This window comes from Mucilaginibacter metallidurans (genome assembly GCF_003286435.2).
In the GTDB taxonomy this organism is placed as follows: domain Bacteria; phylum Bacteroidota; class Bacteroidia; order Sphingobacteriales; family Sphingobacteriaceae; genus Mucilaginibacter; species Mucilaginibacter gossypii.
The window spans coordinates 3,985,962-4,004,010 of sequence record NZ_CP043449.1; the positions used below are offsets into that span (position 1 = coordinate 3,985,962).

The 18,049-nt window shown below is 41.8% G+C and carries 17 protein-coding genes; 6 read left to right on the forward strand and 11 right to left on the reverse strand.

The window, feature by feature from the left end:
• Window positions 1-40: 40 nt before the first annotated feature.
• Window positions 41-1,282 (reverse strand): YdcF family protein, encoded by a 1,242-nt coding sequence (locus tag DIU38_RS17200; protein WP_112652242.1) that lies wholly within the window; start codon window positions 1,280-1,282, stop codon window positions 41-43.
• A 186-nt stretch (window positions 1,283-1,468) separates the two neighbouring features.
• On the opposite strand from DIU38_RS17200, the gene DIU38_RS17205 reads away from it, so the two are divergent.
• Together DIU38_RS17205 and DIU38_RS17210 are read left to right on the forward strand one after the other, a co-directional pair.
• On the forward strand, window positions 1,469-2,656 hold the full coding sequence (locus tag DIU38_RS17205; protein ID WP_112652241.1) for a PAS domain-containing sensor histidine kinase: 1,188 nt from the start codon (window positions 1,469-1,471) through the stop codon (window positions 2,654-2,656).
• The gene (locus DIU38_RS17210; RefSeq protein ID WP_112652240.1) at window positions 2,653-3,696 is read left to right on the forward strand and encodes a response regulator; all 1,044 of its coding nucleotides are present in this window, start codon (window positions 2,653-2,655) and stop codon (window positions 3,694-3,696) included. The genes DIU38_RS17205 and DIU38_RS17210 overlap by 4 nt, the downstream gene beginning before the upstream one ends.
• 80 nt (window positions 3,697-3,776) lie before the next feature.
• On the opposite strand, the gene DIU38_RS17215 is transcribed toward DIU38_RS17210, so the two are convergent.
• From DIU38_RS17215 to DIU38_RS17230, 4 genes are all read right to left on the reverse strand, one after another.
• On the reverse strand, window positions 3,777-4,175 hold the full coding sequence (locus tag DIU38_RS17215) for a hypothetical protein (protein WP_112652239.1): 399 nt from the start codon (window positions 4,173-4,175) through the stop codon (window positions 3,777-3,779).
• 25 nt (window positions 4,176-4,200) lie between these two features.
• Window positions 4,201-4,656 carry a hypothetical protein gene (locus DIU38_RS17220; RefSeq protein ID WP_112652238.1) on the reverse strand — a complete coding sequence of 152 codons (456 nt, stop codon included), beginning with the start codon at window positions 4,654-4,656 and terminating at the stop codon, window positions 4,201-4,203.
• A gap of 68 nt (window positions 4,657-4,724) precedes the next feature.
• On the reverse strand, window positions 4,725-6,131 hold the full coding sequence (gene dacB, locus DIU38_RS17225) for a D-alanyl-D-alanine carboxypeptidase/D-alanyl-D-alanine endopeptidase (protein ID WP_112652237.1): 1,407 nt from the start codon (window positions 6,129-6,131) through the stop codon (window positions 4,725-4,727).
• Window positions 6,109-7,575, reverse strand: a complete 1,467-nt coding sequence (locus DIU38_RS17230) for an APC family permease (protein WP_112652236.1) — start codon at window positions 7,573-7,575, stop codon at window positions 6,109-6,111. The genes dacB and DIU38_RS17230 overlap by 23 nt, the downstream gene beginning before the upstream one ends.
• 154 nt (window positions 7,576-7,729) lie before the next feature.
• On the opposite strand from DIU38_RS17230, the gene DIU38_RS17235 reads away from it, so the two are divergent.
• Window positions 7,730-9,973: a sodium-translocating pyrophosphatase gene (locus DIU38_RS17235; protein ID WP_112652273.1), complete on the forward strand. Its 2,244-nt coding sequence runs from the start codon at window positions 7,730-7,732 to the stop codon at window positions 9,971-9,973.
• A 219-nt stretch (window positions 9,974-10,192) separates the two neighbouring features.
• On the opposite strand, the gene DIU38_RS17240 is transcribed toward DIU38_RS17235, so the two are convergent.
• On the reverse strand, window positions 10,193-10,393 hold the full coding sequence (locus DIU38_RS17240; RefSeq protein ID WP_091163076.1) for a helix-turn-helix domain-containing protein: 201 nt from the start codon (window positions 10,391-10,393) through the stop codon (window positions 10,193-10,195).
• A 3-nt stretch (window positions 10,394-10,396) separates the two neighbouring features.
• On the reverse strand, window positions 10,397-11,044 hold the full coding sequence (locus DIU38_RS17245) for a DUF2975 domain-containing protein (RefSeq protein ID WP_112652235.1): 648 nt from the start codon (window positions 11,042-11,044) through the stop codon (window positions 10,397-10,399).
• Between the two features lie 228 nt (window positions 11,045-11,272).
• On the opposite strand from DIU38_RS17245, the gene DIU38_RS17250 reads away from it, so the two are divergent.
• Window positions 11,273-12,133, forward strand: a complete 861-nt coding sequence (locus DIU38_RS17250; RefSeq protein WP_090466905.1) for a sigma-70 family RNA polymerase sigma factor — start codon at window positions 11,273-11,275, stop codon at window positions 12,131-12,133.
• A gap of 168 nt (window positions 12,134-12,301) precedes the next feature.
• On the opposite strand, the gene DIU38_RS17255 is transcribed toward DIU38_RS17250, so the two are convergent.
• The 4 genes from DIU38_RS17255 to tyrS form a co-directional block, all read right to left on the reverse strand.
• On the reverse strand, window positions 12,302-12,715 hold the full coding sequence (locus DIU38_RS17255; RefSeq protein WP_112652234.1) for an RES family NAD+ phosphorylase: 414 nt from the start codon (window positions 12,713-12,715) through the stop codon (window positions 12,302-12,304).
• Entirely contained in the window at window positions 12,715-12,999 is a 285-nt protein-coding gene (gene parS / locus DIU38_RS35070) for a type II RES/Xre toxin-antitoxin system antitoxin (protein WP_456152473.1), read from the reverse strand. The genes DIU38_RS17255 and parS overlap by 1 nt, the downstream gene beginning before the upstream one ends.
• 2 nt (window positions 13,000-13,001) lie before the next feature.
• The gene (locus DIU38_RS34105; RefSeq protein WP_243770727.1) at window positions 13,002-13,247 is read right to left on the reverse strand and encodes a hypothetical protein; all 246 of its coding nucleotides are present in this window, start codon (window positions 13,245-13,247) and stop codon (window positions 13,002-13,004) included.
• Between the two features lie 353 nt (window positions 13,248-13,600).
• On the reverse strand, window positions 13,601-14,884 hold the full coding sequence (gene tyrS / locus DIU38_RS17265; protein WP_091163073.1) for a tyrosine--tRNA ligase: 1,284 nt from the start codon (window positions 14,882-14,884) through the stop codon (window positions 13,601-13,603).
• A gap of 245 nt (window positions 14,885-15,129) precedes the next feature.
• On the opposite strand from tyrS, the gene DIU38_RS17270 reads away from it, so the two are divergent.
• Both DIU38_RS17270 and rpsA read left to right on the forward strand, forming a co-directional pair.
• The gene (locus DIU38_RS17270) at window positions 15,130-15,804 is read left to right on the forward strand and encodes a hypothetical protein (RefSeq protein WP_112652233.1); all 675 of its coding nucleotides are present in this window, start codon (window positions 15,130-15,132) and stop codon (window positions 15,802-15,804) included.
• Window positions 15,805-16,047: 243 nt separating this feature from the next.
• Window positions 16,048-18,015: a 30S ribosomal protein S1 gene (gene rpsA / locus DIU38_RS17275; RefSeq protein ID WP_091163071.1), complete on the forward strand. Its 1,968-nt coding sequence runs from the start codon at window positions 16,048-16,050 to the stop codon at window positions 18,013-18,015.
• Window positions 18,016-18,049 lie beyond the last annotated feature (34 nt).

The window sequence follows — 18,049 nt, forward strand, 5'->3', positions numbered from 1 at the left end:
AGACGATAACTTTAAGCTTTTCGCGTTCTGTCTTCAGCTCCTAACGGGGGTCAAGTGGTTCGTCAGGATCAATTTGTTTGGCTTCTTCTACCGGGTAATATTCAACTTCGGTTTCGGAGTTACGCTTGGCCAATTTGTATGGCACATAATTCAATTCCTTTTGGCAGCGGGCATCCATATTCATTATAAAATCGGTTTGTGATTTATCGGTTACTACAATGCCGGGCTTATCGGCAGGGATGCCATATTTATAAATAAGCCTGGCACTGTTACGCATATTTGTTGTAGTATGACGTGCATGAGGTTCAATGATGATCACATTTTCAGGAATGTGAAGGGTTTTCATTAAATAAACCTTCATTTCCCCAGCTTCATTATACTTTGTTTTATATGGATGCACATTGCCGCCCGATACAATGATAAACGGGGCTTTGCCGGCCTTATATTCCTGTACCGCCAGCCTGCAACGCAGCATCCCCTCCCCGCTCAATGGCGATGTCAAATTATCCGGACCAGCACCGGGTACAAGAATATTTGAATAAGGATAATCGGCCCATTTAATGGTTTGTACACGTGTTACCGCGGCCTTGTTTGCGTTTAGCTCCATTGGCTCGTAATTGGCAGGATCATGCCTTTCGTTGATCTGCAGATAAAGCAGTGCTGCTTGCATAGCGGGTTCAAAAAACAGCTTTGTTCCTTTAATATCACCTAACAATGTAGCGGAGGCATCATACATCAGCGTGAAGTATGCCCTCGATTTAATATTGTAGCTGATAGAGTCTATTTGCGGATAATTAGGCTTTTTGCCTTCAGCATAAACGCCAATAGTATAATTGATGCTACCTGCGTCCTGCTCCCATGCTTTTATAAGCAATTGCTCTGGCGATAGTTTTTTATACAAGCTATAAAAGCCTGATGGGAGCAGTTTCGATTTAACCATCCTGTTAAGCGCATTGGCTGTTTTATATAACACTTCAAGCCGGTTGCTTACGGTTTTGATGTCATCATCAGTCAGTTTTACAGCAGTTACTAAGCACGCCGCGTCTTTACAATCAGTAAGAGAAGTGCTAAGGGCGCTTAGCTTTTTCTGAGTGAGTTGTACCAGTTCAGGATCGTTTTTAAGTAAATTGCTTACTTCGGCATCCTGCTCAAATAAAGTCAGCAGGCCGTAGTTTTTAATCTTTACATAATCTGTCGGGGCATTTTTAACAGGGGCCAGGGTTTGCGCTAAGACACTTATACCGCCTAATCCAAGCATAGTTAGTAGCAGGAGTTTTTTCATTTAGCTGTTTTTTAACAAGGCGCAAATAACGCCTAAGCACATAAACTCAAAGTTAACTACCGGTAACTTTCCTCTTACAAAACAGGCCAAATTTTGATTTAAATTAAGATATACCATCTTTGGGTGTAAAAAATCCATATCAAATTTGATATTTGCAAAAGCTGATAAATCTTTCAAACTTCATCTATGGAAAATGCTGCCTTATTAAAAGCCATTATTGAAAATGCTATCGATGGCATTATTACTATCGATGAACGGGGGATAGTCGAATCTATTAACCCATCGGCCTGCAAGTTATTTCAATATGAACCTCATGAAGTTATCGGAAAAAATGTATCGATGCTGATGCCCCAGCCTTACAGGCAGGAGCATGATCATTATATCAATCGATATCAAACTACCGGTAAACCGCATATCATTGGTATAGGTCGTGAAGTAACAGGCTTGCGTAAAGACGGCACCCAATTCCCGTTCAGACTTGGGGTTAGCGACGTAAATTTTTCGGGCCGTAAAATATATGCCGGCTTTATACACGACCTTAGCCGTGAGAAGGAAGCTGAAGATAAGCTGAAGGAATACACATCACACCTGGAGGAGGTGGTAGAGGAACGCACCCTCTCCTTAAAACAATTTGTTCTTGAACTGCAAAAAACCAAGGAGGAAGTAAGCCAGTCCCTCGAAAAAGAGAAAGAGCTGGGGCAATTGAAAAGCCGTTTTGTATCCATGGCATCGCATGAGTTTCGTACGCCGCTAAGCGCTGTTCAATTATCAGCCTCGCTCATCGATAAATATGCCGAGCCTTTGCACAGCCCGCAGATCAGCAAGCATGTTAATAAAATTAAAAATGCCGTTGGCAACCTCACTACCATTCTGAATGATTTTCTCTCGCTCGAAAAACTGGAAGCCGGGCGTATTGAACCTTCATACACCAGGTTTGACCTGGTCAAGCTGGCCGAAGAGCTAACTGAAGAAATGCAGATTATGGCCAAGCAAAATCAAAATATCCTTTATCAGCATACAGGTACGGATAGTATGGCTTACCTCGATATTAACCTGCTCAAAAACTGCATCATCAACCTCATCACAAACGCCATCAAATATTCGGGCGAAGACAGCTTTATTGAATTTAGTACTGAAATAAATGCTTCCGGCTGTTCCATTACCGTAAAAGATAATGGCATAGGCATTCCTGAAAGTGACCAGAAGCATTTATTTGAGGCATTTTTCAGAGCGCACAATACAGGCAATATCCCCGGCACCGGTTTGGGCCTTAATATTGTGGCCCGGTATACTGCCCTTATGAACGGCAGGGTTGATTTTCAAAGTAACGTAAACGAGGGTACTTCATTCACCATTTCATTTTCCGCATCATGAACCAAAAAATTCTGATCATCGAAGATAACAACGATATCCGCGAAAACGTGGTAGAAATACTGGGGTTGGCCGGTTACACGGTATTTGAAGCCGATAATGGTAAAACCGGTATTGAACTGGCCGTTAACAACCTGCCCGATGTAATACTTTGCGATATCATGATGCCCGAGCTTGATGGTTATGGCGTTTTATTTATGCTGAATAAAAACCCCGAAACCGCCGCCATACCTTTTATATTTTTAACCGCAAAGGCCGAACGGATTGACCAACGTAAAGGCATGGAAATGGGTGCGGATGATTACTTAACCAAGCCTTTTGATGATATTGAACTGCTGAACGCCATTGAAAGCAGGCTCAGGAAAAAAACTGCCCAGCAAAGCTTTTATAGTCAATCGCTCGAAAACCTAAACTCAATTGTATCGAAGAATAGCGGTCTCACTGAACTTAAACGTATTATTAGCGAACGCAAGGTGCGCCTGTTTAAAAAAGACCAGGTAATTTATTATGATGGTGATAAGGGGAATGGCTTGTACCTGATATTGAAAGGCAGAGTTAAAACCGTTAAACTGGCAAACGATGGCCGTGAGCTGATGACAGCCATCCACTCTGCCGAGGAATACATTGGGGTAAATGCCATGCTCTCGAACGAGGCTTACACAGATACAGCAACCACCCTGGAGGATAGCCAGCTGTGCCTGATCCCGAAAGACCAACTGGATAACCTGCTCAATTTATACCCAGATATTGCGCGTGAGTTTATCAAACTGCTTTCTAATCATATCCGCGACCGGGAAGAGCAATTATTGCAGCTTGCGTATAACTCAGTACGAAAAAGGATGGCCGATACCCTGGTGCGACTGCATAAACAGCAGGGTGGGGATTTCAAAATTTCGCGGGAAGACCTTGCTGCTATGGCCGGTGTGGCAACTGAAACTGTGAGCCGTACCCTTACCGATTTTAAAGATGAAAACCTAATCGATAAAAAAGGAAGCCAGATCACCGTGCTTTCGCCCGAACGGCTGGCTAAAATGAAAAACTGACCGCTGTCATTTTTAGATGATCCTGCTCATTCTCTGAACAATGGCTTGATTACAACAAACCATTTGCACCCCTGTGCAACCTATTTTTGTATCAACACCAACAGCTCCTGTGGCGTTTCATAAGTTGTACCTTTATAGCTGAGTGCTTTAGCGCCAACGCATACGGTATCAACGGCTTTAGTGGTGTGTGTAATATAGATCTTCCCGCGCACGTCCGGTTCTGTACCGTCACTCACCATCTTCATACCGGTTAGCAATTGCATAACACTATCAATTCCCGGCTTTTTGTTAAAGTTTTTTTCTTTCCCTTCGGGGAAGTAATAATCAAACTTATCACAGGTGATCCTGAACTGCGTTTCGCGGCCAAGCTCGGTGAACTTAAATTTGATGGATTGCACGTCATTATTTGAGCCGGATTTGCTTTTGCAGGCAACGAATGATGCTATCGCAAATAACAAAAGGATATTAAGTTTTTTCATTGGTTTATATGTTCTTCAACTTGTACTAATATCGGGGTTTTACGTATACAACGTAAATATAATCCTGATAAGCCATCCATGACTGCACCTTTTCAGTATAACAAATATCAAGGGCATTCACATATGTCCAATATTGCGATTTATTGCCAAAATGAAAGCGTATGCCAAGCGTAGTATTCCTGGTTTTTAGCATGGTACGGATTTCCATACGGGCAAAATCAAGCAATGACCTGTCACTCGCAGGATCTCCATTGAGGTTAACATCGATATAACTTCTATCGGGCGGAAAGCTAACCTTATGTTCCGCAGGCGTCAGTTTGGGCCACGAAGGATCAAACATCACCAAATCAATGCAGTTCCGCTGTGTAAACACTTTATGCTGGTGAAAGTAAAGCACGCAAAGCACAGGAAATAAAACCAGGCTAATTAATCCAGGAGCGTAGGTAATAGGTTTGCGGGGAGCTAAGGTTAATATTTTCATGATGAGGTTTATAGTATTAAGTTCACTATATAACGTCAAATCATCAAAATTATTCCTGTAAACTCTTACTACTTCAATTCATCCAACACTCTGAACATTTTCTCCTTTATACCACGGCTCGGGCCGCTGAAATTATTAACCATGATAGAAAAACAAAGCTCTCGCCCGTTTTTGGTTTGATAACCGGCATAGCACAACACATTGTTGATGCTACCGCTTTTCATTTTCATATCATTATAAACCGGCAGACTTGTATAAAAATCAGCAAACCAGCTTTCCTTCTTTGCCGATTGCAGGATGCGGGCCAGCGTTAACGTAGTTACCCTATCACCTGGCGAAAGGCCGCTGCCGTCGTAAATATTCATGCTACGGGGATCTATCCCTTTGGCCAGCCAAAACTTTTGTACCTCATCCACACCATTTGCCGTTGTAGGCTTGCGGCCCTGTTTCCAGGCTATTGTTTTGAGTAACTGCTCAGCGTAAAGGTTAATACTTTTCTGGTTAAGCCAGTAAACTATTTTGCTTAAAGTTGGTGATGATATAGTTACCAGATTTTTAGCAATTATGGGCAATGGCAGATTTTTAGCACTCAAAGTAGTGGCTGATTCCGGCTCATTACCGATAATGATACCTAAACTCCTCAGCGTATCATTAAGCCGCAACGCAGCATCATAAGCAGCATCGGGGATAGCGGCCGAAATACTTTTTTTATCCTGATCAATAGCATAAGTTCCGCGCAGATATATTACTTTACTGCCAACCGGTAAAAAAGCATAAGCATTATCGCCTGATCCGGCGGAACCATTTGCCAACTCGCTTTTGAATGAAAGATATGGCATCAGCGGAACAGTACGGGATATGCCAACCGGGCTACCAACCGCACCAGTACGCAGCTTTATATCAAACTGATTTTCGCGCCAGCAAAGGCCCGATGTGCCAGCTCCGTAATAGTTGCCGATGTCCTGCCAGATCCAGCCTTCGGGGATGGATTGTGTACCGAAGATGCTGTCATCGCCAATGATGCGGCCATTAACTTTTTTGACGCCGGCCTTTTGCAAGGCATTGGCCATAACCGCTAATACATGCCCCTCTTTGGTTTGCTCATAACGCCAGCTGCCCAGGGTTGGATCGCCGGCACCTTTAATGATGATATCGCCGGTCAGGGTGCCATCGGCCCCAATCTCGCCGGTATAACCTAATTGCGTTTGATATTGAAAATCGGGACCTAAAATATTAAAAGCCGTAATACTGGTAATGGTTTTAAGCGTTGAAGCGGTAGCCAAACCCATGTTAGGGTTACCGCTAAATACCTGCTCCCCGGTTTTGGCATCAAGTACGGTTAGTGATACTGAAGCATAATTGCACTGGCTATCCGCCTGCAACCTGCCAAAAGCATTTGATATTTTTTGCTGGAGCGTTTGCGCTCCGGCAGATCCTCCTATAAATAAAAAACTAATTACCAGTAAGCGCCTCATCCTGTTTTTTAACGTTCCGTTGCGAAATATAATATATGGGTAAACCTATAAGCACAATTCCGAGCCCGATAAGCGTAAAGCTTTGTTTATAAACCAGCAGCAAAATACAAAATGTAATCCCCATGATAATATAAAGTGCGGGTAAGACCGGATAACCTATAGCTTTATAAGGACGTTCGGCATCAGGGAGTTTAGCACGTAAAATAAAAATGCCCAATATAGTCAGTACATAAAATACCACTACCACAAATGAAATCATATCCAGCAAATCGCCATAGCGGCCGCTGAGACACAGCAAAGAAGCCACAACACATTGTATCCATAAACCAAACTGAGGTACACCGAATTTATTCAGAGTACCGGTTTGTTTAAAAAACAAGCCATCTTTAGCCATAGTATAATACACCCTTGCACCAGAAAGAATCAAGCCATTGTTACAACCAAATGTAGATACCATAATCATGAGAGCGATTATATAAGTACCTACGTTACCAAAAATAACGTGTGAGGCAGCCACTGCTACCCTATCTTTGTCCGCGACAGTAATTTCATGTAAAGAAAGCACACCAGTATAAACAACATTGGCCATCACATAGATGAAGGTTACAATAATAGTTCCCCACATCATACTTAAAGCAACGTCTCGTTTTGGATTTTTCATTTCACCGGCAACGAAAGTTACGCTATTCCAGGCATCACTGCTAAAAATCGAACCCACCATAGCCGCGGCAATAGCGCCAAGTGCTGTACCTGTGGTGAGGGTAGTAATGCTGCCGTCTTTATTTAGGTTATGCAAATCCCACGCGTTTGTCCAGTTGGCATGCCATATATCTGCTTTAAAAGCAAAAAGGCCAAAAATTATAAGACCAAAAAGACTGATAAGCTTGGTTAAAGTAAAAACGGTTTGAATAACCTTTCCGCCCTTTACCCCGCGGGTATTTACATAAGTAAGGATAATGATCAATATAATAGATACCACCTGGGCGGCACTTATAGCAAAAAACTTCGCATCACCCGTTGATGTTGCCCCGGTTTGCAACTTCCATAATATATTATCCTCGCTAAAAGCAGGTATTAAATAGGCGGTGAATTTACTGAAAGCCACCCCCACCGCCGCGATAGTGCCCGTTTGGATCACTGCAAAAAAGCTCCAACCATATAAAAAAGCGACGAGCTTGTTGTAAGCCTCCTTTAAATATACATATTGGCCACCAGCTTTGGGAAACATACCGCTCAATTCGCCATAACTTAGGGCCGCGGTAAGGGTCATGAAACCGGTGATAACCCAGATAGCTATCAGCCAGCCGGCAGAACCAACATTACGGGTAATATCTGCGCTAACAATAAAAATACCTGAGCCTATCATGGATCCTGATACCAGCATGGTACCGTCCAGCAAGCTCAGCTCATGTTTCATTTTTGGTTGCGATGAGTTTTTCGCCATATATTGTTTTAGGGTTTAAATCTCTAAACTATTCAAAAACTTTAATATTAACGATCACTATAGTAAATAAATAAAATTACTATTTTGCAATCACCAATTGTTATTAAACACTGTTAAACCAAGCAGTACTACTTTATTAAACCAAATTTTTGATATGGATTTTCTGAACAATTATTTAATTTATTTAATTCCTGTTTTGGGGCTTATCGGGATCCTTGTTATGGCTATTAAAGCCGCCTGGGTTACCAAACAAAACGCCGGTGACGGCGACATGGTCATACTTGCCGGTTACATTGCAGATGGCGCTATGGCCTTTTTACGTGCCGAATGGAAAATATTAGGCGGATTTGTTGTGGTTGCCGGTATTTTGCTGGCATGGTCGGGCACAACGGTTGCTACTTCAAGTCCTGTTATTGCCATATCATTTCTGATAGGCGCGTTTCTATCTGCCTTTGCAGGTTATCTGGGGATGCGTATTGCTACCAAAGCTAACGTACGAACCACACAGGCCGCACGGACCAGTTTGGCACAAGCTTTAAAAGTATCGTTTACCGGCGGAACCGTAATGGGCCTGGGTGTGGCCGGTTTGGCTATTATTGGTTTAGGATCGCTTTTTATTGTTTTTTATCAGTTTTATGTTGTTAAAGTAGCAGGCAGCAGTGTTAACGGCGAAGCCATGGCAAAAGCGCTTGACGTTTTAGCCGGTTTTTCATTAGGTGCAGAATCCATAGCGCTGTTTGCCCGTGTTGGCGGCGGCATTTACACAAAAGCGGCCGACGTAGGTGCCGACCTTGTTGGTAAAGTTGAAGCCGGTATCCCCGAGGATGACGTGCGTAACCCGGCCACCATTGCAGATAACGTAGGTGATAACGTAGGCGATGTTGCCGGTATGGGTGCCGACCTTTTTGGCTCATATGTAGCCACCATGCTTGCTACCATGGTATTGGGACGCGAGATTGTATCGCACGATAATTTTGGTGGTATTGCCCCCGTATTGCTGCCAATGGTAATTGCCGGCCTTGGCTTGATATTTTCAATAGTGGGCGCGGCTATGGTGAAAATCAAATCAGAAACCGACAGTGTGCAAAAAGCATTGAATATAGGTAACTGGGCATCAATTATACTAACTGCTATAGCTACATATTTTGTTGTACAATGGATGTTGCCTTCGGGCGAATTTCACATGGTGCGTGATGAAGTTAACGGGGTGGTAAAAACTGACGTGATACCTTTTACAAAAAACGGTGTTTTTGGATCGATATTGGTTGGCCTGGTGGTAGGTACTTTAATGTCGATTATAACCGAGTACTACACCGCCATGGGTAAACGTCCGGTATTGAGCATTATCAGGCAGTCGTCAACCGGTCACGCTACCAATATCATCGGCGGTTTATCTGTAGGTATGGAATCAACTGTACTGCCTATCCTTGTTTTGGCATCGGGTATTTACGGGTCATATTACTTTGCCGGTTTATATGGTGTAGCTATCGCCGCCGCCGGTATGATGGCAACAACGGCCATGCAGCTGGCGATAGATGCTTTTGGGCCTATTGCGGATAATGCCGGCGGTATTGCCGAAATGAGCCGCCTGCCCGAAGAAGTACGCCACCGTACCGATAACCTGGACGCTGTTGGTAACACTACAGCTGCTACAGGTAAAGGTTTTGCCATTGCTTCAGCAGCATTAACTTCATTAGCCTTATTTGCGGCTTTTGTGGGCGTTGCAGGCATTGAACATATTGATATTTATAAAGCCAATGTATTGGCAGGTCTGTTTGTTGGCGGAATGATTCCATTCATTTTTTCTGCCTTGGCGATAGCAGCCGTGGGCAGGGCCGCCATGGCCATGGTAGAAGAAGTTAGGCGCCAGTTCCGCGAAATTCCGGGTATCATGACTTACGAGGGTAAACCAGAATACGAAAAATGCGTGGCTATCTCCACCAAAGCGTCGATCCGCGAAATGGTTGCCCCCGGTTTAATCGCGCTGATCACCCCTATCATCATCGGTTTTGCCTTTGGTCCCGAAGTGTTAGGCGGCTTGCTGGCTGGTGTTACCGTATCGGGTGTATTGATGGGGATTTTCCAAAGCAATGCAGGTGGTGCATGGGACAATGCTAAAAAATCATTTGAGAAAGGCTGCGATATCAACGGCGAGATCTTCTACAAAAAATCAGAACCGCACAAAGCGTCAGTAACCGGTGATACTGTAGGTGACCCGTTTAAAGATACTTCAGGCCCATCCATGAACATCCTTATTAAATTAATGTCGATAGTTTCACTGGTTATTGCCCCGCACCTGAACAGCCATCCTGCTGCAACCAGCGCCAGGATTCAAAAAGAGATGAATAAACAACCTATGAGCATTCATATGATTGTTAAAGCAGAGAAAAGCGTTTAATAGCTTTAATAGTTAATGAAGAGAGCCGCCTGTTGAGGGCGGCTTTTTTTCTGAACCAGGAGTTATACGATTTGCCGGCTTATCGGTTTATTAATAAGAACGGGCCGCGGAGAACATGGACATGAGATTTGATCGTGAGATTTGAGAACCTCTATTTAACATAATCCCTTTCCCCTTTCCCCTTTCCCCTTTCCCCTTTCCCCTTTCCCCTTTCCCCTTTCACTTGTATTCCAGAATATCCCCCGGCTGGCAGTCAAGCGCCTTACATATGGCTTCGAGTGTTTCAAAACGGATGGCTTTCGCCTTGCCTGTTTTTAGGATAGAAAGGTTTGATATGGTGATCCCTACCCTGTCGCTCAGTTCATTTAATGACATTTTTCGTTTTGCCATCATCACATCAAGATTTACTATTATCGGCATGACTTAAATAGTTAAAGCTTGCTCCTCTTTAAGCCTCGCCCCTTGCTTAAATGCTTCGGCCAGGATAAATATCAAGATAGCAAATACCAGCGTGCCAAAATTAAATGCCGATGTATTGATGATTTTTAGCGGCATATGCAATTTAGCTATTAACACCTGATAGGATACCTGCTGCCCTATATAATCAGTCAATGTAAACAGTAATAACAGCATCCCTGTGCTTTTGATCAGCCTAATACATCGCTGCTCAAATAAAGTACCTTCTACAATATTTACAATAACCTTATTAATAAGATAGGCTATTCTTATTAATATCAGAGTTGTAATAAGTATCAGCCCAGCTTCAGTAGCGTTTAATGGCCCGTTTACAGATATATTATCATTATTAACTACTATATCACTATTTATAATTATATTCTTTAAAGTATAGTTTTCACCTATCTTCATTTCGCCCCTATTTTTTTGCGAAATAAAGCTTCCGTCAATAGTGGCTTGCAATGTTGGCCCGTATCTTTTAGCGCCATCTATTGCACCCATTCCATCATTGTATCCATCCTTAAACCCCTGCCAGAAATCGGCAGCCATATTCTGAAAAACAAACAAACCAAACACTATATAAACAAGTATTTGCAGGGCACGTACCTTTTTCATTACACTACAATATTAATTCAATTCAAATAAAAACAATATTTATTAAATAACAAAATAAATTCATTGTTTTACAATAAATTTTATTTGATATACATAAATTTAAAATTTTGAATATAAAATTTTACACTGGTATTGCTATTTCTGATTTATATGTTTTATTTTAGAAACAAAATATTAGCTTTGCACGTTCTATTCAGAATATAACGAATAGAGAGGTTTATTAAATAGATGAGACAACTCAAAATAACGCAATCCATTACCAATCGCGAGTCGCAATCGCTTGATAAATATCTGCACGAGATTGGTAAGGTAGACCTAATAACCGCCGAAGAAGAAGTAATTTTAGCGCAAAAGATCCGCGAGGGCGACCAGGCGGCATTGGAGCGTTTAACTAAAACTAACCTTCGCTTTGTTGTATCTGTTGCTAAACAATACCAAAACCAGGGCCTCACACTGGGCGATTTAATTAACGAGGGCAACCTCGGCCTGATTAAAGCCGCCAAGCGTTTTGATGAAACCAAAGGCTTTAAATTTATATCATATGCTGTATGGTGGATCCGCCAGTCGATATTGCAGGCTATTGCCGAGCAATCGCGTATTGTGCGTTTGCCACTTAACCAGGTAGGTTCATTAAGTAAGATCAGCAAGGCTTTTTCAAAGCTTGAACAGGAGTACGAGCGCGAACCATCGCCCGAAGAACTTGCTGATATATTGGAGACCACTGTTGATAAGATCTCCGACACACTGAGTAACTCTGGTCGCCATGTATCAATGGATGCACCGTTTGTACAGGGTGAAGAGAATACATTGCTTGATGTACTGGAAAACCAGGAACCAAACACCGATTCGATCCTGATCAATGAGTCATTATCTGAAGAGATCAAACGTTCACTATCAACCTTAACCGAGCGCGAGCGCGAGATCATTGTATTGTTCTTTGGCTTAGGCACCAACCACCCGCTTTCATTAGAGGAAATTGGTGAGAAGTTTAATTTAACCCGCGAGCGTGTGCGCCAGATCAAAGACAAAGCCTTGCAACGCTTGCGCCATACTTCAAGGAGCAAGATCCTGAAATCATACTTAGGTTAATCAAAAAATTTAAAGGAGATATTAAAAGCCACCAGTTATGTAACCGGTGGCTTTTTCTTTGGTATGGTTAGCTGCGATGTAATGACTGCCCTCAACGACTAATGACAATTTATCAAAATAACTTAATGGCTAAATAAGCCGCCTGTCAAAACTAAAAGGTTCTCTTTTTCAAAGTTTCACTCCAAAAGCATCGGGATGCAAGGGGTTAAGCAGATAGTTATATTCGGCAGGGACAATTGACGATGTTACTTTCATTAATAAATACTCCTGTTTTTTAAGAAAGGCATCGCCAAGTTGGCGCAAAATTAACGGCCCGGATAAATCACCCCAATCCGCAGGTAGCTGCTCAGTTTCAACAGTTATTATTTTACTATCGGAAACTTCTATTTCAGTAAGGCAATAATTTCCTGGAATTATTAGTGGACCTAGATGTACCAACACCTCAAGCACCGCTAATGATCTGGAGGAAGCAAGGTAAAGCATCGGTTTACCTTCGCTATTCCAGCGACCGCCATATAATCGTGCTCCGGTGCCGCTCAGATGGGCAGCGTAATTACATTTGGTAATACGGTAAAGTATCATCAGGCAAAAATACCGTGCTCAATACGGCCAAGCTCCTTGAAAACCATGTCGAAGCCGACAGATGTATCCAGAATAGTAACCGGTGCCTCACCTCTGAAAACTACCGACGGCGTTTTAATCCAGATCTTGAATTTATCCATCGATTCAAAAACCTCCTCACCACGGGTATAAAGCCGTGCAAGCTCAATAGCCTTTTCGGCATATTCGGTTTTGATGATAACATCATCCTCGTAGCGCTGTAAGGTACGCTCGGAGATATGCAGTATATTGGCAAACTCCTGGATATTTAGGGATTTTTTTTTGCGAAGGACAGCAAAGCGCTTTTAGCGATCCCTTTACGTGCAAGACTGATAATATCAAAATCACTTAAATTATTAATGTCAGACAAAGCATCTGAATTTGATTGATTTGACTTGTTTTTTACAACTACATCTTGCTCAGAGTCTATTTTGCTCGATCTATAAGCAGGTACAGCTTGTAATTCTTCAGCATTAATGGTACGCAATTTTATACTGAGGTCTTTCAACCGCATAATACGCTCTCGTGATTTAAGAAGCTGATCTTCAATGGATTATGTCGACTCATCAGCTACTTTTTTGCCAATTCGAACTTCTTTCTCTACCGTTATTTCCAAATCGCCGAAAAGCTTATCTATATGAGATTTATCCAATTTTTAGCTTCAGCTGCGTCTTGTTTATGGAAAACCTTTTTTGACATTTATCCAAATAAAACTACCATTTGTCGCATTTACAAATATCAAACCAACAAAAAAGCGATAAGTTTTTGCCTATCGCTTTTTATCACTGGGTCATTGTTCATTAATTTATTGACCTGTGATTTTAAGACTTACGAAGTTTTGGAAACTTCGTAAGTCTGGTTAAGAGTTTATTCTGCTATTATCAAAAAATAGTTCTTCTTACCTTTTTGAGCTACGATGAATTTACCGCCAATCAAAGCATCTGCATTATAAACATCATCGGCAGTACCTATTTTAACTTTATTGATAGCAACACCACCGCCTTGTATCATCTTTTTAGCCTCGCCTTTTGAGGCAAAAACAGCTGTTTTAGCAGCTAAAAGATCAGCAGCATTAATGCCTTGCTCCAGTTCACTCAACGCTATATTATAATTAGGTACACCGGCAAATAAGTCTAACACTTCCGCATCGCTAAGCTCATTCAAAAACTCAATCCCGATATTCCCAAATAAAAACTCCGACGATTTTATCGCCTTTTCATATTCGGCTTCACCGTGTACACGGATGGTGATATCCTTAGCCAGTGCTTTCTGCAATACTCGGGTATGCGGCGCCGCATCATGCTCAACCTCCATCGCTTCAATAACCTCACGATCAAGCAAGGTAAAAATACGAATGTATGATTTAGCGTCAACATCGGTAGTGTTTAACCAAAACTGGTAAAACTGGTAAGGCGAGGTACGTTCGGCATCAAGCCACACTGCCCCGCTTTCTGTTTTACCAAACTTGGTGCCGTCGGCTTTTTTGATCAGATTAGTAGTTAGGGCAAAAGCCTCACCGCTGTCTTTGCGACGGATTAGCTCAGTACCGGTAACAATGTTTCCCCATTGATCGCTGCCACCCATTTGTAATGAGCAGTTATGGTGCTTCCACAGGTAGTAAAAATCATAACCTTGTACCAACTGGTAAGTAAACTCGGTAAAAGACATACCGGTGTCGCCTTCCAAACGTTTCTTCACCGAATCTTTGGCCATCATATAATTAACCGTAATGTGTTTACCTACATCGCGGATAAAATCAAGAAAAGTAAAGTTTTTGAACCAATCGTAATTATTTACCATTTCGGCACTGTTGGCGCCGGTATTAAAATCAAGGAAACGGGTGAGCTGCTTTTTTACAGCTTCCAGGTTGTGCTGCAGCACATCTTCTGATAATAAATTACGCTCGGCCGATTTGCCCGACGGATCGCCTACCATACCGGTAGCACCACCAACCAAAGCATAAGGTTTATGGCCCGCGCGCTGAAAGTGGATCAGGGTCATGATCTGGGTAAGGTGACCAACATGCAATGAATCGGCAGTTGGATCAAACCCGATATACCCCGAAGCCATACCTTTATTTAACATATCCTCGGTTCCGGGCATTTCGGTATGCAGCATGCCGCGCCAGCGTAATTCTTCAACAAAGTTCATATCAAGTTCTGTTTCAAAAAGGTGCAAATATAAATGAAATTGATACACTAATTTTCACTAATTGAATCGAATTACACGAATTACAAAGACATCCATTTCAAATTCGTGCAATTCGATTTAATTGCTTATTACATGAAAAGATTCGTGCTTATATTATATAGGTTAACTACAGGTAAAATCTGTTTCAAATAATTACTTATATTTTGTATCTTGAGCAAAACCGGGTATTTTGCAAGGCAAGGCTTATGAATTTTTTATCGCATTTTTATTTCGACAGGGATACGACCAACTGCTATCACGTGCTGGGAACGGTGCTACCCGACTTGTTGAAAAATGCCGATAAAAACATCATCCTTCATCCCGAAAAACTGCACCACACTGATAACGAGGTTAATTCGATCATAGCAGGATGGAACAAGCACCTTGATGTCGACCGGTATTTTCACTCATCTGCTTTTTTCACCACCCGTTCGCATGAGCTTAAAAAGCTACTGGCCCCCGCCTTGATAAACTCGCCGGTAAAGCCATTTTTTTTAGGGCACATCGCACTTGAGCTAATTATTGATAACCTGCTTTTAACCACGGGCAAAATAAGCGTCACCGAATTTTACGATCATTTACAAGGTTGCCGGGACGATAAGATAAGAAGCTTTTTAACCTTTGCCGGGCTTGAGGATACTGCTGTTTTCTTTAAATTTTACGAAGGCTTTAAAAAAAGTCAGTACCTGCATACCTATGCCGAAACCCATCAGATTGCCTACGCGTTAAAACGGATCTGTATGCGCGTTTGGAAAAACCCATTCACACCAGAGCAAGAGGTGATCATGGATGAAATATTGAGCAGTTACCGCGAAGAAATGCTGAATGATTTTATGCAGATTTTTGAAGAGATAGATGGTAAATTGAGTGATAAGGCGTAAAATTTTACTTGCTATAACTCATTAATTTATAGCGCAGATAACACACCAAACGATGTTATCAAATGGTTTACTCAACGTAAAATCCCCCCTTAAGTTAACTTTCACTTGCTCAACAATCCTAAAACCCTATAAAAACACCTAAAATATAAGCAATTAACATTAAAAAATTTCTTTTTTCAATAAAATATATCCGTACCTTTGCAGTCCCAATTAACAAATTGGGAAAAGGAGAAAAATTATTTAATGGCAAAAAAACAAGAAGCAGAAAAAGAATTAAAAGCGAAAGAAGCTGAACTGGGTACAGTGAACGCGTCTGGCGAAAAGGAAACTATTGAATCAGAAGCTGATTCAATCTCTATCGAAGAGATCAAATCAAAAATTGCAGCTACACCAAGCGAAGATTTCGACTGGGATGCTGACGACAAAAAATTTGGTAACTACAGCGATGACGACCGTGAGAAATTTGAGAAATTGTATGATGGAACTTTCAGCTCTATCACCAAAGGCGAAATCATCACCGGTACTGTTGTTAACGTTAACAACAAAGATGTTGTACTTAACGTAGGTTTCAAATCAGACGGTTTAGTATCAGTATCAGAATTCCGTGACACACCTGATCTGAAGATCGGTGACAAAGTTGACGTTTTTGTTGAATCGCAGGAAGATGCTAACGGTCAGTTAGTACTTTCACGCAAACGTGCAAAAACTCAAAAATCATGGGAGCGCATTAATTCAGCCCTTGATAACGATGAAATCATCACCGGTTTTGTTAAGAGCCGTACTAAAGGTGGTTTAATTGTTGACATTATGGGCGTTGAAGCCTTCTTACCTGGCTCACAGATCGATATCAAACCTATCAGGGATTACGATGTGTATGTAGGTAAAACTATGGAATTCAAAGTTGTTAAAATCAACCACGAATTCAAGAACGTTGTGGTATCGCACAAAGTGCTTATCGAAGACGATCTGGAAAACCAAAAAACTGAAATTGTTGCTCGCCTTGAAAAAGGTCAGGTATTGGAAGGTACCGTTAAAAACATTACCGACTTTGGTGTATTCATTGACCTTGGCGGTGTTGACGGCTTACTGCACATTACAGATATTTCATGGGGCCGTATTGAGCACCCACGCGAAATTTTATCATTAGATCAAAAAATCAACGTTGTTGTGCTTGACTTTGATGACGAGAAAAAACGTATTGCTCTGGGCTTGAAACAATTAACGCCTCACCCTTGGCAAAGCCTTTCTGAAGACATTCAGGTTGGTTCAAAAGTTAAAGGTAAAATCGTTACCGTTGCTGATTACGGTGCATTCCTTGAAATCATCCCTGGTGTTGAAGGTTTGATCCACGTATCAGAAATGTCATGGTCACAAAACCTGCGCAACCCTCAGGAATTCCTGAAAGTTGGTGACGAGATCGAAGCTCAAGTATTGACTTTAGACCGCGAAGAGCGTAAAATGTCATTAGGTGTTAAACAATTAACTCCTGATCCATGGCAAAACGCTGCTGAAAGGTACGCAGTTGGTACTCAGCACGTAGCTACAGTTAAAAACATGACCAACTTTGGTGTATTTGTTGAACTGGAAGACGGCATCGACGGCTTAATCCACATCTCTGACCTTTCTTGGTCTAAAAAAGTTAACCACCCTAACGAATTCACTAAAGTTGGTGAAAAATTAAACGTGGTTGTACTTGAACTTGATGTTGAAAACCGCAAACTGAGCTTAGGCCACAAACAGCTTGAAGAAAACCCTTGGGATACTTTTGAAACTATCTTCACTATCGACTCGATCCATGAAGGTACTGTTATCAAAGTAACCGACAAAGGTGCTATCGTAGCTTTACCTTACGGTGTTGAAGGCTTCGCGCCAACCAAACACCTGGTTAAAGAAGACGGTAAGAGCTTAAAAGCTGAAGAAGCTGCTGAATTCAAAATCATTGAATTTAACAAAGAAAACAAACGTATCGTTATTTCACACTCACGTATCTGGGAAGAAGCCCGCGCTGATGCCCGCGTACAGGAATTTGAAAACCGTAAAAAAGAAGCAAAAGCTGCTACTAACGCGGTGAAAAAAGTGAAAGATTCTGTTGAAAAATCAACTTTAGGTGATCTTAGCGTATTAGCTCAGTTAAAAGAGCAAATGGAAGGTGCTGAAAACAAAGCCCGCAAGGCTGCACCTGCTGCTAACAGCTCTGAAGAAGAAGCATAATTTTAGCTTAAGCTTATATAAGCCCTCCGGTTAT

What these genes read in the sequence shown, in the direction of transcription:
- DIU38_RS17235 (WP_112652273.1), top strand. Translation starts at nt 7,730, where the DNA reads ATGGATTTTCTGAACAATTATTTAATTTATTTAATTCCTGTTTTGGGG.
- DIU38_RS17230 (WP_112652236.1), bottom strand. Translation starts at nt 7,575, where the DNA reads ATGGCGAAAAACTCATCGCAACCAAAAATGAAACATGAGCTGAGCTTG.
- DIU38_RS17200 (WP_112652242.1), bottom strand. Translation starts at nt 1,282, where the DNA reads ATGAAAAAACTCCTGCTACTAACTATGCTTGGATTAGGCGGTATAAGT.
- DIU38_RS17245 (WP_112652235.1), bottom strand. Translation starts at nt 11,044, where the DNA reads ATGAAAAAGGTACGTGCCCTGCAAATACTTGTTTATATAGTGTTTGGT.
- DIU38_RS17205 (WP_112652241.1), top strand. Translation starts at nt 1,469, where the DNA reads ATGGAAAATGCTGCCTTATTAAAAGCCATTATTGAAAATGCTATCGAT.
- DIU38_RS17250 (WP_090466905.1), top strand. Translation starts at nt 11,273, where the DNA reads ATGAGACAACTCAAAATAACGCAATCCATTACCAATCGCGAGTCGCAA.
- DIU38_RS17210 (WP_112652240.1), top strand. Translation starts at nt 2,653, where the DNA reads ATGAACCAAAAAATTCTGATCATCGAAGATAACAACGATATCCGCGAA.
- DIU38_RS17270 (WP_112652233.1), top strand. Translation starts at nt 15,130, where the DNA reads ATGAATTTTTTATCGCATTTTTATTTCGACAGGGATACGACCAACTGC.
- DIU38_RS17240 (WP_091163076.1), bottom strand. Translation starts at nt 10,393, where the DNA reads ATGCCGATAATAGTAAATCTTGATGTGATGATGGCAAAACGAAAAATG.
- DIU38_RS17255 (WP_112652234.1), bottom strand. Translation starts at nt 12,715, where the DNA reads ATGATACTTTACCGTATTACCAAATGTAATTACGCTGCCCATCTGAGC.
- DIU38_RS17220 (WP_112652238.1), bottom strand. Translation starts at nt 4,656, where the DNA reads ATGAAAATATTAACCTTAGCTCCCCGCAAACCTATTACCTACGCTCCT.
- DIU38_RS34105 (WP_243770727.1), bottom strand. Translation starts at nt 13,247, where the DNA reads ATGCGGTTGAAAGACCTCAGTATAAAATTGCGTACCATTAATGCTGAA.
- DIU38_RS17215 (WP_112652239.1), bottom strand. Translation starts at nt 4,175, where the DNA reads ATGAAAAAACTTAATATCCTTTTGTTATTTGCGATAGCATCATTCGTT.
- tyrS (WP_091163073.1), bottom strand. Translation starts at nt 14,884, where the DNA reads ATGAACTTTGTTGAAGAATTACGCTGGCGCGGCATGCTGCATACCGAA.
- rpsA (WP_091163071.1), top strand. Translation starts at nt 16,048, where the DNA reads ATGGCAAAAAAACAAGAAGCAGAAAAAGAATTAAAAGCGAAAGAAGCT.
- dacB (WP_112652237.1), bottom strand. Translation starts at nt 6,131, where the DNA reads ATGAGGCGCTTACTGGTAATTAGTTTTTTATTTATAGGAGGATCTGCC.